The organism is Tepidimonas charontis (assembly GCF_007556685.1).
Taxonomy (GTDB): domain Bacteria; phylum Pseudomonadota; class Gammaproteobacteria; order Burkholderiales; family Burkholderiaceae_C; genus Tepidimonas; species Tepidimonas charontis.
Map to the genome: position 1 here is coordinate 22501 of NZ_VJON01000029.1, position 13857 is coordinate 36357.

Here is a 13857-nt window from a genome sequence, read left to right on the forward strand (position 1 = left end):
CTGTGCCGTTTTTGCTTGACTTGCGGGGCGCACCGTCTGTTTTGCACACCACGCAAGACCCCAGACGCACCACAAGGACGCTCACATTGATACACCTCGCAGCCGCCGAAAGACCGCTAGTATACAACGCCAGACGCGCTTGTGTCACCATTTGGTGGCGACTCGACCCCAAGGATGTCTGGCGGGCGACACGATGAGAGCTGCGAGGTGGCCTACAGCCTCACGGCCTGCGGTTCTGGCACGTTTGGTGGCGGCCCCATCCACACCAAAGTGGGCTCCAAGCGCATCGGCGAGCTGGCGCCGACCAACGGCGGCCCCGTCCGCACCAAGGTGGGCATCATGGCGCGCAGCGCCGATGTGCGCTGGTTCTGGCGCGTTTGGCGGCGGCGCCATCTGCACCAAGGGCGCACCAAGGGCGCCCCGGTGCCGCACTGGCAGGCGCCCCCGGTCCCTCGTCACTATGGGGCGCGCCCACCATCGATGGCTGCACACCCGGCGTGGGCCATACATGACCTCGACGACGGGCGCCCGGGCGTTGCTGTGCTTCGGCCAGCGAAGGTGTGAGCGACCCGCGACGGTGTTGCGCTGCGCGGCGATGAGCTGGATCACGATGGAAAAGGTCAGCCGGCCGATGGGGATCGGGTGCAACTGGAGAGCGCTTCGTCCACTTTGGACGGCGGGGAACGGGTGGGCTTGATCGGTCGCAATGGCACGGGCAAGTCGTCCGTGTTGCGCGTGCTCGCGGGGCTGGAGCGGGTCGACAGCGGCGACGTCCAGAGCCGACAAGGATTGGGCGTCGCGTTTGTGGCGCAGGAGCGCCGCTGCTCCCCAACTGGGGGGGTGACGTCCGCCTTCGGGGGACGCAGCCGTCCGAACCATGGACTTTTGCGTGTCGTTGGCGGCGCCGTCCATTGCCACGGGCTGGGTGCCCGGGCATCCGCAGGCGCGCGCTTTGGTCTGCGGCTGCGACGATGGGCAGCGATGCCTTCACGGGTGACTTGGCCCCGTTCGTTGTCAGAGTCCGTTGCTCATGATCGTCGCCGCGGCGACTGGCGGAGACGACAGCCGGCGGCAGAATGCCGGCATGGGAACGATCCACCTCGTGCGGCATGCGCAGGCCTCCTTCGGCAGCGACGATTACGACCGTCTCAGCCCTCTGGGTTGGCAACAGGGACGGCGTCTGGGCGAGCACTTCCGCGCCCACGGCATGCGCTTCGAGGCGGTGTTCACGGGCACGCTGCGCCGTCATCACGAAACCTGGCAGGCCATCCGTGAGGGCTGGGGAGAGCCCTTGGATGTTCAGGTCTGGCCCGGGCTGAACGAATACGACAGCGCGGCGTTGATCGCGGCGCTGCACGCTCCTGCGCCGGGTGACCCGCACACCCCGGAGGGTTACCGGGCCCACTTTCGGCTGTTGCGCGATGCCTTGCGCCAATGGATGGCAGGCGTCATTTCGCCGCACGGCATGCCCAGCTACGAAGCGTTTCGCACGGCGGCCGTGGCCTTGCTGGACCACGTGCGGCAGACGCACCGCGGCGACGTGCTGGTGATCAGCAGTGGCGGGCCGATCGCCACGCTCGTGGCCCATTTGCTCGGCGCGAGCCCGGAGGTGTCGATCGAATTGAACCTGCGCTTGCGCAACACGGCGGTGTCGGAGGTTGCCCACACGCCCAAGCGTTGCACTCTGGTGAGCTTCAATACCCTACCTCATCTGGCGGCGCCGCAACACCGGGATTGGATCACCCACGCCTGAACCCTGGACGGCACCCGTTGGCTTAGCGTAGAGGACGCATTTTCTCGCGTGTCGGCACCGGCATGCTCACGCGCATCGGGCGTTTTTCCGTCCACGACCAACTCTCATGCGGTTGACCAACCACGCTCACGCACGCGAGGTGTACCCCGCCACCGGCGTTGCTACGGCCGCGTGCAGCGGGACAGTGCTGATTTCGTGCAACAACTGCGCCAGTGCACGCCCAGCGGCGGCGATGACGCGCCGCCCCCAGTCGGCGTCCGCGGCGACGGCGTTGCCCGCCGCTCCAGCGGGATGGAGATCCTGCATCTGCCAGTACCACTTGGCGCTGCGGCCATTGCCCAACAGGGGGTACCTCTGGGCCCGCTGCGCCGAGGATGAGGGAAACGCCTGCAGCGCCGAGGAGCGCACCTGCTGCGGCGCCAGCGCCAACATCAGGGCGGTCTCGATTTGCCCGGCGTGTACGCCAAAGCGGCGCTCGTGCGGGTCGAGGACGGCCATCAGGTCCGAGCCGTCGGCGTCATGCAACGGCAAGTCGTACCAATTCACGCCCCACACCAGCAGGTCGTGGTGCGCGCGCAGCTGGCGTCCAGCCAGATCCATCAGGCCCACATGCCCGCCGTGGCCATTGAAAAAGACCAGCTTGCGCACGCCGGTGCGGGCGACCGAGGCGCCGACGTCACGCCACAGCGCCAGCGCCGTCTCGGGCGCCAGGGTAAGGGTGCCCGGAAACCGCGCATGCTCGGGGCTCAGCCCCACCGGCAGCAGGGGTAGTGCCAATACCGGCAGGTCGGGGCCGATGTGGGGCTGCGCAGCCTGCAACACCGCCTCGACGATGGCGCTGTCCACGCACAACGGCAGATGCGGGCCGTGCTGCTCGGTAGCGCCCAAGGGCAATAGCGCGACGGTACGCGCCGGATCGAGCGCCGCGCAGTCGGGCCAGTGCAGATCGGCCCAACGCATCAAACCGCCCACGGCAACCGAGCTCTCCATGTCTGCATCTTAGCAGGCGCGCCCGAGAACGGTCACGCCACGTGGTCGTGGTCGCCCCCGAGCTCATGCCGCTGCCAGGAACGTCGAGCGAAGGGCGCCGAGCGCGGACGGTTATGTCGCCGCACCGGGGGCGGCTGCATACATCCAACGCCGCGACCAGGGCAGCTCGTGCGCCGAGCGACCCGCCGGGCGGCACAAGACCTGAAACAGCGATATCTGGTCGTGCTCGAACGCCCAGGCGCAGCCGGCCAAGTAGACGCGCCAGATGCGCCAAATACGCTCGGGCACCAAGCGGCGCAAGCGCTCCGATTTGGCTTCGAATGTACGGCTCCAGTGCGACAGCGTCAGCACATAGTGGCGTCGCAGGTTCTCGACATCGAACGGTTCCAGCCCGCCCTCCTGCATGGTGCGCAGCACGGTGGAAATATGGGGCAACTCGCCGTGCGGGAACACATACTTGTCGATGAAGCGCCCACCCCCGTCGGGGGTTTCGCCGTCGTGCGCATCGGTGGTGGTGATGCCGTGGTTCATGGCCCAGCCGTCGGGGGCCAAGTGGCGGCGGATGATGCCGAAATATTCAGCCAGATGCTTCAGGCCCACGTGCTCGAACATGCCCACGCTGGTGATGCGATCGAACGTCCCCTCCAGATCCCGGTAGTCCTGCAAGCGGATGTCGACCCGGTCGGCCAAGCCGGCGGCCGCGACGCGCTCGCGCGCCAGCTCGTACTGCGCTTGTGACAAGGTGATGCCGACGCAGCGCGCCCCATAGGCTTGCGCCGCCCGCATGACCAAAGCCCCCCAGCCACAACCGATATCGAGCAGGGTCTGACCTGGCTGCAACCGTATTTTGGTCAGAATGTGATCGATTTTTTTGCGCTGCGCGGCAGCCAGGTCTTCGTCACCATTTTCAAAGTAGGCGCAGGAGTAGACCATAGCCGGGTCCAGCCATTCCGCGTAGAAGTCGTTTGAGACGTCGTAGTGGTATTGGATGGAGGCGCGGTCGAGCGAGCGGTTATGGGTGAAGGCCTTGACCAAGCGGTGCAGCGTGCCATGTGCGCGTTGCGGCTCGCGTGCCGCCGCCACGAGGGCGTGTGCGACGTCCAGGACATCGGTGATGTCGCCGTCCACATCGATACGGCCTTCCACATACGCCTCGCCCAAGGTATCCAAGGACGGCGCCAGCAGCGCAGGCAGCGCCCCTACGTCGCGCACCGTCATCGTCACCCGCGGGGTCTCGAACCGCCCCAGATCCCAGCAGCGCGCGCCGCCCTCACCGACCGCCCAGCAGACGCGCAATGGCACGTCCACACGCTCGCGCCAGCGTTGCACCCAGGCATTCAAGGTTTTTTCGATGGACAGCATGCGGTGACCCTCCTTGCCCATGAGAACGCAGGGATTGTTGGCCAATGCCGGCGCCGCTGCCAAGATGGGTACATCGATATCATCGATAGATTTTGTCTATGAGCACGAGATGGCCGACAATGGGGAACCTTTGGCGAAATCGCCGTGTCCCTGACATTCGCTATGCCAGCTGCCTGCATCGCTCTCGTAGCCCTTATGCGGTGGATGACCGCTGTGACTCTGATCCTGAAAACTGGCTGGGGAGCGGTCGTGCGGCCCTCTCGGCAGCGGTGGCCCGCCGACACCCGCCACGGACCAGCCGCCACCCATCGGCACCGGGTAGAGGGGTGGACGCCGACACTGGCTGCGCTGGCGGCGGGGCTGCTGATGTGGCCCTTGGCTGGTGCGGCGCAAGCGCCAGCGGTGGTGCAGAGCGAGTTTTCCCGCGTGGCGCTGGTGGCCTATGCCCCCGAGGGTGTGGCGCCCGGCAAGCCACTGTGGTTGGGCCTGCGCATCGAGCACGCACCCGAGTGGCACACCTACTGGAAAAACCCGGGCGACTCGGGCTTGCCCGTGCAGCTGCAATGGACGCTGCCCCCTGGCTGGGAGGCGGGCGACATCCAATGGCCGACGCCGCGCAAATTTCCACTGGGTGAGCTGGCCAACTACGGCTACGATGGCACGGTGCTGCTGCCGGTGCCAGTCAGCGTCAATGCGCCCGTGGACGGCGCGGTGGATGTGCAGCTCGACGCCACCTGGCTGATTTGCCGGCGCGAATGCGTCCCCGAAGAGGCCCGGTTGAGCCTGCGCTTGCCAGCCAACGCGGCGCTGGTGGGCGAAGCCGCCGCGTTCGAGGCGGCCTGGGCCGCAGCGCCGCAATCGGTGCCGGCCGAAGGCACCTTGAACGTGGACGCGCGCGGCCTGCACTTGCAGGTGCGCGGGCTGCCACCAGCGTGGCGTGGTCAGGCGTTGGAATTTTTCCCTGAGGTCGGCAACCTGATTGCGCCCGGTGCGCCATGGCAGCAGCGGTGGACGGATGACCGCTGGGAAGCGAGCGTCCCCCTCAACCCTTACCGCACCGAAGCGCCGACGCAGCTGGCTTTCGTCTTGGCACCAGCGAACCCCGCTGGACACGGGGCGGGTACGCCCGGCGTGCGCCTGGACTGGCCGGTGCAAGGCACGTGGCCACCGTTGACGCCCGCCCCAGCGCTACCCACCGTCGCCGCGCCAGACACGCCGGCCGCGCCCGCTGCGACGCCGTCCGTGGGGCTTGGGTTGGCTTTGGTCGGCGCCCTGCTGGGTGGCTTGATTTTGAATTTGATGCCCTGCGTCTTTCCGGTCCTGGCCATCAAGATCATGGCGTTTCAGTCCCACGGCGCAAACGCCCGGGCCCACCGTTTGGGCGGGCTGGCGTACACGGCGGGCGTGGTGGCGTCGTTTCTGGCCTTGGGCGGCTTGCTGCTGGGGTTGCGCACCGCCGGCGAGGCGGTTGGCTGGGGATTTCAGTTACAAAATCCCATCGTGGTGGCCGCGCTGGCCAGTCTGTTCGTGATCATCGGACTGAACCTGGCCGGCGTCTTCACCTTCGGTCAGTTGGCGCCTGCGGGCTTGGCCGGGCTGCAGTTGCGCCACCCCTTGGCCGACGCTTTTTTGACCGGTGTGCTGGCCACCGCCGTGGCATCCCCTTGCACGGCCCCATTCATGGGCGCGTCGCTCGGACTGGCGGTCACGCTGCCGGCAACACAAGCGCTAGGGGTCTTTGCCGCGCTGGGTCTGGGCATGGCGCTGCCCTATCTGGCAGCGAGCTGGTGGCCCGGGTTGGCGCAGCGCTTGCCGCGTCCTGGACCCTGGATGGAGACCTTCCGGCAGGCGATGGCTTTCCCGATGTTTGCCGCTGCCGTCTGGTTGCTGTGGGTGCTGGGACTGCAAAACGGGGTATCGGCGGTTGCCGCGTTGTTGCTGATACTGCTGGCCCTGACGTGGGTACTGTGGGCAGCGGGGCAGCGCGGAGGCGCGCGCCGACACTTGCTGGCCACAGGGGCGCTGGCACTGATCGCCGCGGTGGTCGGACTGGGTCCGCACGTGACGCGTGCGGCCTCGGATGCGGGACCCGCGGTGCCCACCACCGACGCCCTTTGGCAGCCCTGGAGCCCCGAACGCCAGGCCGAATTGCTGGCACAGGGGCGGCCCGTGTTCGTCGATTTCACTGCCGCTTGGTGCGTGACCTGCCAGGTCAACAAGGCCGCCGTGCTCAACGATGCGGCGGTGCTGCAGGAGGCAGCGCAGTCTGGCATCGCGCTGCTGCGCGCCGACTGGACGCGGCGCGACCCAGTGATTGCCGAGGCGCTGGCGGCGCTGGGCCGCAATGGAGTGCCGGTGTACGTGTTGCATGTGCCGGGCCAGGCGCCGCAGATCTTCAGCGAGATTTTGCGCACGGCGGAGGTACGCGCTGCTTTTGCGGCCGTCGGGCGACGATAATCCCGGCATGAGCTTCGCCCCCCTGCACAACGACGTCTTTTTGCGCGCCTGCCTGGGGCAGGCCACCCCTTACACGCCGATTTGGCTGATGCGCCAAGCGGGCCGCTATTTGCCCGAATATCGGGCCACACGCGAGCGCGCGGGCAGCTTCATGGGGCTGGCCACGCATGTGGACTACGCCACCGAGGTGACGCTGCAGCCGCTGCAGCGCTATGCGCTGGATGCAGCGATTTTGTTCTCCGACATTCTGACCGTACCCGACGCCATGGGGCTGGGCCTGCGCTTTGCCAGCGGCGAGGGGCCGACCTTCGAGCGCCCCGTGCGCACCGAAGCCGATGTGGCCGCGCTGGCGGTACCCGACTTGGAGCGGCTGCGCTATGTATTCGATGCGGTGACGGCGATTCGGCGCGCGCTCGCCGGACGGGTGCCGCTGATCGGCTTCGCCGGCAGCCCGTGGACGCTGGCGTGCTACATGGTCGAGGGCGGGGGCTCGGACGACTACCGGCTGGTCAAGACCCTGCTGTACAGCCGCCCCGATCTGATGCACCGCATCTTGGCTGTCAATGCCGATGCGGTGGCGGCCTATCTGACGGCACAGATCGAAGCCGGCGCCCAGGCGGTGATGATTTTTGACAGCTGGGGCGGGGTACTGGCCGACGGTGCCTTTCAGACCTTCAGCCTGGCCTACACGCGCCGGGTGCTGCAACAACTGCCGCGCCAGCACGACGGCCAAGTGATTCCGCGCATCGTCTTCACCAAGGGCGGCGGCCTGTGGTTGGAAGACATGGCGCAGCTGGACTGCGATGTGCTGGGGGTGGATTGGACGGTGCACTTGGGGCGCGCCCGTGCGCGCGTGGGTGGCCAAGTGGGCACGCCTGGCAAGGCGCTGCAGGGCAACCTGGACCCCGCCGTGCTGCTGGCCCCGCCCGAGGTGGTGGCGCGCGAAGCAGTGGCGGTGCTGGAGGCCTTTGGCGCCCCGCACACCGATGCGACCCGCCGTGGTCCCACCCACATCTTCAACCTGGGACACGGCATCGGTTTACACACCCCACCCGAACACGTGCAGGCGCTGGTGGAGACCGTACACGCGCACTCGCGCCGCATGCGCTCCCCCCAGGGCGCACAGCCGTAACCTTGCATCGGTGGCGGGCACCGGCAGCAGCATGCCCTCCGCGATGTGAATCGAGGCGGTGCCGCGCGCCGCACGACCGCCCAACCCCGATATCATGCCGTGCACGCATCTGCCCAGCCCTGGTTTATGCACATCGTGCCCGCAGTATGCCGGCATCCGATATTGGCCGCCGACGTTCCAGCATCTTTTTGCGAAGGCACTATAAGCCATTGATTTTTATAACCTAATGCCTTCATGCCCATTATTTGGGCAATGTGTTCGAGCACTTGCTACGCAAGGCTTTCCGACGGACATCCGCAGGTTGCCAACAAAGTTATCCACAGAACCGTGGGACAGCGTATAAAACCCGTGCCATCGTCGGCGCCAGGCGTCTGCGAACCGCCCGTGGAGCGCGTGCGGGTTCAGGTGGTGGTGGCCACGCCTGCGTACAGCGGTCTGGATCGCAGCCTGACCTACGACAGCGTGCAGCCACTGGCACCCGGAACACTGGTGCAGGTCCCGTTGGGGCGGCGGCAGGTGCTGGGCATCGTCTGGGGCGCCTGCACGCCGGGGGACACCGACCCAGGCGCACCCGACCCCGCAGGAAACGAGAGTGACGCAGCCAACGGGCAGGCGCGGTCCACCCCGATGACGACACTGCGTACCGTGGAGGACGCCTGGACCGATCTGCCACCGCTGGACGAGCGTTGGCGGGCCTTGGTGGGCTTTGCGGCGCGCTACTACCAACGCGCCCCTGGGGAGATCGCGCTGGCGGCGTTACCCCCTGCGCTGCGCACGGGCCCGGCCGCGCGCTGGCGACGCCAACTGCAGCGACTGATGAGCCGCCCAGTGACCCCCGATCCACCCGCCACGGTGGCGCCCTCCTTGACCGACGCGCAGCGCGCAGCGCTGGCGGCCATCGAGGCCAGTGACCGCCCGCTGCTGCTGTTCGGCGCCACCGGCAGCGGCAAAACCGAAGTCTATTTGCAGGCCACGGCACGCCTGCTGGCGCGCGACCCGCTGGCACAAGCCTTGATCTTGGTGCCTGAGATCAATCTCACACCCCAGCTGCAGGAGCGCTTTCGGCAGCGCTTTGGCGAGGCGGTGGTCACCCTGCACTCCGGCCTGACGCCGGTGCAGCGGCTGCAGCATTGGCTGGCCGCTCATATGGGGCGGGCCCGTGTGGTGTTGGGCACCCGGATGGCGATCTTCGCCAGTCTGCCGCGGCTGCGTCTGATCGTCGTCGATGAGGAGCACGACCCGAGCTACAAAAGTCAAGAAGGCGCGCGCTACTCGGCGCGCGACCTGGCCATCTACCGTGCCCATCTGGGGCAGGCCGACGGCTGCCGGGTGGTGCTGGGATCGGCCACGCCATCGCTGGAGAGCTGGCAGGCGGCGGCGCTGGGGCGCTACCAGCGGGTGGACATGACCGAGCGCATGGGAGCTGCGCCCTGGCCGCGCCTGCGCCTCATCGACATGCGGCTACAGCCGCGGGGAACTGCCTTGGCGCCAGCGTTGCTGCACGCCATCGCTGCAAGGGTGGCGCGCGGCGAGCAGGCACTGGTGTTGCTGAACCGGCGCGGTTACGCGCCTGTGATCGGCTGCGGCCACTGTGGCTGGAAAAGCGGATGCCCGCACTGCAGCGCCTATCTGGTCTTTCACAAGAGCGAGCGGCTGCTGCGGTGCCACCATTGCGGCCATCGCACCCCTGTGCCGGCAGCCTGCCCGGACTGCGGCGACCCCGACTTGCAGCCTCTTGGTCAAGGAACGCAGCAATTGCAAGAGCGCTTGGAAGCGGAGTTGGTCACATTGCGCCGCCCCGATGGCACCCCCGTGCGCATCGGGCGCCTGGATGCCGACGCCGTGCGCGCCAGCGGCGCGCTGGAGCGCACGCTCCAAGCCGTGCACCACGGCGAAATCGATGTGCTCGTCGGGACACAGATGATCGCCAAAGGCCACGACTTTCGCCGCATCACACTGGTGGCCAGTGTCAACACCGACGGCGCCTTGTTCGCCAGCGACTGGCGTGCCCCCGAGCGCTTATTTACCTTGCTGATGCAGGCCAGCGGGCGCGCCGGACGCGACGCCGCCTTCGTGAGCGAGCGTGGCAGCACGGTGGAGTTGTGGGTGCAGACTGCGCACCCCAACCACCCGCTGTTTGCGGCGCTGGCGCGTCACGACTATCCCGCCTTCGCGGCCGAGGAACTGCAGCAGCGACGCCGCGCCGGCATGCCACCCTTTAGCCACCAGGCGCTGCTGCGCGCCGAAGCGCGCCAACTGCCGGTGGCACTGCAGTGGTTGCAACAGGCCAGCGAGGCCACCGCTGACCTGCCAGGCCGTCCCCACGTCACCCTGTACGCGCCGGTGCCGATGGCCTTGACGCGGGTAGCGGGCGTGGAGCGCGCGCAACTGCTGCTGGAGTCACCCCACCGCCCGGCCCTGCAAGCTCTGCTGGCCGCCTGGATGCCGCGGCTGCACGCGCTGCGCGCCAGCCCCGCTGGACGCGGGTTGCTGCGCTGGGCCATCGACGTCGATCCGCTGCAGTTTTGAGCGCGGGCGCCCCGCCTCAACGCAACCACGCCACGAGCGCCGAAAAGGTCAGGAACGCCAGCGCGGTGGACACCAAAATGATGCGCGCCACGCGCCCGTTGTCGGCACCCATGCGCTCGGCCAACAGCGATACGTTGCTGGCACTGGGCAAGGCGGCGGTCAGCACCAGTGTCACCAGCGCCGCCGGCTGCAGCGCCACCCCCAACTGAATGGCTGCCGCTCCCACCAGCATCACCAGCACCGGGTGCAGGAATAACTTCATCAGCGCCAGCGGCACGTAGTCGCGCAGCGGCATCGGGTGGTCGGCCTGCAGCTGCGAGCGCGCCAGCACCGCGCCGATGGTAAACAAGGCCACGGGGCTGGCGGCATCGGCCAGCAGGGCCACCGTTTTGTCCAATGGTCCGGGAAGCGTCACGCGCCAGGCCGACGCGACCGCACCGGCCCCAATGGCCCAGGGCATGGGGTTGCGCAGCACGCCCAGCAACGCCTGCCGCAGTGCGGCGCGCGCGCCGCCCTCGCCCGCATCCAGGCGCGACAGCGCCAAGCACAATGACGTGGTGACGACCATGTCCACCACGATCGCCACGATCACCGTGCCCACGGCCTGCGGTCCGAGCAGCGCGGCAATCAGCGGCACGCCCATGAAGCCCGAGTTGGGAAACGCCGCCACCAACGCGCCAAACGCGGCATCGTTCCAGCGAATGCGCCCGCCCAGGCTGACCGCGATGGCAAAACCGACCACCAGCAGCGCGCACAGCAGCCACACGCCGGCGACCGCCGCGTCGAGCAGCTGCGCAATCGGCGTCGAGGCGCCAAAGCGATACAGCATGGCCGGCAGCGCAAAAAACAGCACGAAGCCGTTGAGTCCGGGAATGGCCTGCAGCGGCAGCCACTGCCGACGCGCCGCCAGGTAGCCCGCTGCCACCAGCGCAAAAAAAGGAAACGTGACCAGCAAGATGGCGCCCATGGGGCGCGATGGTAGCCGCCCGGCCGGCACCGTGCAGTCGCGCCCGCGCGACGGGCTTTGGCCCCGCTATCATTCGGCCCCGCTGGCGGCGCGCCATGATGCAGTGGTGGTGTCACCGGCGCCGTCTGCTGCGCGCCGCGCTGCGGCGCCGCTCCTCGCCCCCCATGCACGACACCCTCAACCCCGCTCAGCTCGAAGCCGTTTGTTACCTGCACGGGCCCTCGCTCGTGCTCGCCGGTGCCGGTTCGGGCAAAACGCGTGTCATCACACACAAAATCGCGCGCTTGATACAGGCCGGACTGGCGCCGGAGCGCATCGCCGCCATCACCTTCACCAACAAGGCTGCCGCCGAGATGCGCGAGCGCGCCCGCGCCCTGGTGGGCAAAGCCGCCCAAGGCGTGCTACTGTGCACCTTTCATGCACTGGGGGTGCGCATCCTGCGTGAGGACGGCGCTGCCATCGGACTGAAGGCTCAGTTTTCGATCCTGGACACCGACGACGTCGTCAACGTGATCAAGGACTGCGGTGGCACCACCGACCGCACTACCGCACGTCACTGGCAGTGGGTGATCAGCCAATGGAAGGGGGCTGGCTTGGACGCCGCCACCGCACTGGCGCGAGCACGCGACGAGGCCGAGCGCCAGATCGCGCGAGTCATGGCACGGTATCAGGAGCGCCTGCAGGCCTATCAGGCGGTGGATTTCGACGACCTCATCACACTGCCGCTGCGGCTGCTGCGCGAGCACGCCGAGGTGCGTGCGCGCTGGCAGCAACGCCTGGGCCACGTGCTGGTCGATGAATATCAAGACACCAGCGCCACCCAATACGAACTACTCAAACACCTGGTGGGCCATGGCGAGCGCGACGATCCGCGCCTGACCTGTGTCGGCGACGACGACCAGTCGATTTACGGCTGGCGCGGTGCGACGCTGGACAATTTGCGCCGCCTCCCGCAGGACTTCCCCACGCTCAAAGTCATCAAGCTCGAGCAAAATTACCGCTCCACCAACGCCATTTTGCGCGCCGCCAACGCCGTCATCGGCCCCAACCCGAAGCTCTTTCCAAAAACGCTGTGGAGCGCCCTGGGCGAAGGCGAGCCGGTGCGCGTGCTGGCCTGCGATCACGAGGAGCACGAAGCCGAGCGCGCAGTGGCGCGCATCCAAAGCCTGCGCGCGCGAGGGGCGGCCTGGCGCGACTTTGCGATTCTGTACCGCGCCAACCACCAGTCGCGCGCCTTCGAAGTGGCGCTGCGCCGCGCCAACATCCCATATAGGGTCTCGGGCGGCACGAGCTTCTTCGACCGCGCCGAGATCAAGGACTTGTGCGCCTGGTTGCGCTTGCTGGTCAACGAAGACGACGACCCGGCCTTTTTGCGCGCCATCACCACGCCGAAGCGCGGCGTCGGCCACCAGACGCTGGCGCAGCTGGGCCAGCTGGCGGCCAGCGCCCGGCTGAGCCTGTTCGAGACGCTGTTTTCACATACGCTGGCGGCCACCCTGCCGGCACGTTCACTGGCCGCGCTGCACGAGTTCGGCCGCACCGTCGCCGAGCTGCAGTACCGCGCGCGCCACGCGGTGGGCCATGAAGCCGCGCGCGCCGTGTTGCACGACTGGCTGCGCGACATCGGATACGAGGCGCATCTGTACGAGCAATCCGACAGCGAGCAGCAGGCCAGCGCGCGCTGGGCTCATGTACTCGATTTCGTCGATTGGATGGTGCAGCGCTGCGGCGGCCAAATCGACGACAGCGGCGGCACCACCGCCCGCGAACCACGCCCGCTGCTGGAAGTGGCGCAGACGGTGGCGCTGATCAGCACGCTGTCGGAGCGCGAACAGGACCAAGATGTCGTGACCCTATCGACCCTGCACGCAGCCAAAGGGCTGGAGTGGCCGCACGTGATCCTGGCGGGCATCAACGAGGGCCTGCTGCCCTTCAAACCCGAGGCCGACGGCGATGCGCAGGCGCTGAGCGCTCGCATCGAGGAAGAGCGCCGCCTAATGTATGTCGGCATCACGCGCGCGCAGCGCACCTTGGTGGTGAGCTGGCTCAAGCAGCGCAAGCAGGGACGCGAGCGCGTGGCGGCGCAACCCAGCCGCTTCATTGCCGAAATGCAGCTCGACCCCACCACCACACAAGAAGACCCACGCGCGAAGCTGCGCGCATTGCGCGAGGAATTCGCTGCGCGGGCGGCGGCGCACGCCGCACGCTGATCCCGAAGACCGACGCCACCCCGCAAGAAGATCCGCGTGCGAAGCTGCGCGCACTGCGCGAGGCATTCGCGGCGTGCGCCTCGGTGCGCTAGCCGGCACATGCCCCGCTGCCGGAGCACGTCTGCGGCCGCTGGGGACAAACCCGAAGGCCATCGCGTAACATCGCGCCAAATCTGCTACTTTTGCCCCAAAATCGCATGAATAAAAACATTTCGCGCAGATTTTTAGTAGCCGCAATGGCGAGTTGTGTGCGTCAAGTTGTGCAAATTGGTGATCAGGTAATTGGTTGATCCTGTTTGCGCTGTCGTTGTCGCGGAGGGCGTAGCCCGGAGCGATGACGACAGCGCGCGGCCGCTTCAGGCGGCCAGTCTCAACGCCTCCTTTTTCTGCTCCGAAAGGAGCGTCATGTTCAGGTAACGGCTGTCCTCCAGCCAGGTCTCGTGCGTCTCGACGCACA

Annotated in this window: 9 protein-coding genes and 1 pseudogene; 7 read left to right on the forward strand and 3 right to left on the reverse strand. The window is 67.6% G+C overall.

Going from position 1 to position 13857, the window contains the following annotated elements; genetic code table 11:
- Positions 1 to 174 precede the first annotated feature (174 nt).
- The 3 genes and pseudogenes from Tchar_RS09020 to Tchar_RS09030 all read left to right on the forward strand — a co-directional run bounded on the left by Tchar_RS09020 (position 175) and on the right by Tchar_RS09030 (position 1753).
- On the forward strand, positions 175 to 564 hold the full coding sequence (locus Tchar_RS09020) for a hypothetical protein (RefSeq protein WP_144328730.1): 390 nt from the start codon (positions 175 to 177) through the stop codon (positions 562 to 564).
- A gap of 78 nt (positions 565 to 642) precedes the next feature.
- Positions 643 to 768, forward strand: a pseudogene (locus tag Tchar_RS14030) (ATP-binding cassette domain-containing protein); the annotation flags it as partial.
- A 316-nt stretch (positions 769 to 1084) separates the two neighbouring features.
- Positions 1085 to 1753, forward strand: a complete 669-nt coding sequence (locus Tchar_RS09030) for a histidine phosphatase family protein (protein WP_144328731.1) — start codon at positions 1085 to 1087, stop codon at positions 1751 to 1753.
- A gap of 126 nt (positions 1754 to 1879) precedes the next feature.
- Here Tchar_RS09030 and Tchar_RS09035 read toward each other — a convergent pair whose 3' ends face one another.
- Positions 1880 to 2743, reverse strand: coding sequence for a creatininase family protein (locus tag Tchar_RS09035; RefSeq protein ID WP_236640407.1), 864 nt, complete (start codon positions 2741 to 2743; stop codon positions 1880 to 1882).
- 111 nt (positions 2744 to 2854) lie between these two features.
- Positions 2855 to 4105: an SAM-dependent methyltransferase gene (locus Tchar_RS09040; RefSeq protein ID WP_144328732.1), complete on the reverse strand. Its 1251-nt coding sequence runs from the start codon at positions 4103 to 4105 to the stop codon at positions 2855 to 2857.
- A gap of 249 nt (positions 4106 to 4354) precedes the next feature.
- Between Tchar_RS09040 and Tchar_RS09045 the strand changes: the two genes are divergently transcribed.
- From Tchar_RS09045 to priA, 3 genes are all read left to right on the forward strand, one after another.
- Positions 4355 to 6562 (forward strand): protein-disulfide reductase DsbD family protein, encoded by a 2208-nt coding sequence (locus Tchar_RS09045; RefSeq protein ID WP_328592043.1) that lies wholly within the window; start codon positions 4355 to 4357, stop codon positions 6560 to 6562.
- Between the two features lie 7 nt (positions 6563 to 6569).
- The gene (gene hemE / locus Tchar_RS09050) at positions 6570 to 7694 is read left to right on the forward strand and encodes a uroporphyrinogen decarboxylase (protein ID WP_144328733.1); all 1125 of its coding nucleotides are present in this window, start codon (positions 6570 to 6572) and stop codon (positions 7692 to 7694) included.
- Between the two features lie 393 nt (positions 7695 to 8087).
- Positions 8088 to 10223, forward strand: coding sequence for a replication restart helicase PriA (gene priA, locus Tchar_RS09055; protein WP_236640408.1), 2136 nt, complete (start codon positions 8088 to 8090; stop codon positions 10221 to 10223).
- Between the two features lie 16 nt (positions 10224 to 10239).
- Here priA and Tchar_RS09060 read toward each other — a convergent pair whose 3' ends face one another.
- Positions 10240 to 11190, reverse strand: coding sequence for an AEC family transporter (locus Tchar_RS09060; protein ID WP_144328734.1), 951 nt, complete (start codon positions 11188 to 11190; stop codon positions 10240 to 10242).
- Between the two features lie 164 nt (positions 11191 to 11354).
- Here Tchar_RS09060 and Tchar_RS09065 point away from each other — a divergent pair, with 164 nt between their 5' ends.
- The gene (locus Tchar_RS09065; RefSeq protein ID WP_144328738.1) at positions 11355 to 13400 is read left to right on the forward strand and encodes an ATP-dependent helicase; all 2046 of its coding nucleotides are present in this window, start codon (positions 11355 to 11357) and stop codon (positions 13398 to 13400) included.
- The last annotated feature ends 457 nt before the right edge of the window (positions 13401 to 13857 follow it).

Bases quoted from the DNA above. Each gene is read 5' to 3' on its own strand.
- Tchar_RS09020 (WP_144328730.1), top strand. From the start codon at position 175: ATGTCTGGCGGGCGACACGATGAGAGCTGCGAGGTGGCCTACAGCCTC.
- Tchar_RS09060 (WP_144328734.1), bottom strand. From the start codon at position 11,190: ATGGGCGCCATCTTGCTGGTCACGTTTCCTTTTTTTGCGCTGGTGGCA.
- Tchar_RS09035 (WP_236640407.1), bottom strand. From the start codon at position 2,743: ATGGAGAGCTCGGTTGCCGTGGGCGGTTTGATGCGTTGGGCCGATCTG.
- Tchar_RS09065 (WP_144328738.1), top strand. From the start codon at position 11,355: ATGCACGACACCCTCAACCCCGCTCAGCTCGAAGCCGTTTGTTACCTG.
- Tchar_RS09030 (WP_144328731.1), top strand. From the start codon at position 1,085: ATGGGAACGATCCACCTCGTGCGGCATGCGCAGGCCTCCTTCGGCAGC.
- hemE (WP_144328733.1), top strand. From the start codon at position 6,570: ATGAGCTTCGCCCCCCTGCACAACGACGTCTTTTTGCGCGCCTGCCTG.
- Tchar_RS09040 (WP_144328732.1), bottom strand. From the start codon at position 4,105: ATGCTGTCCATCGAAAAAACCTTGAATGCCTGGGTGCAACGCTGGCGC.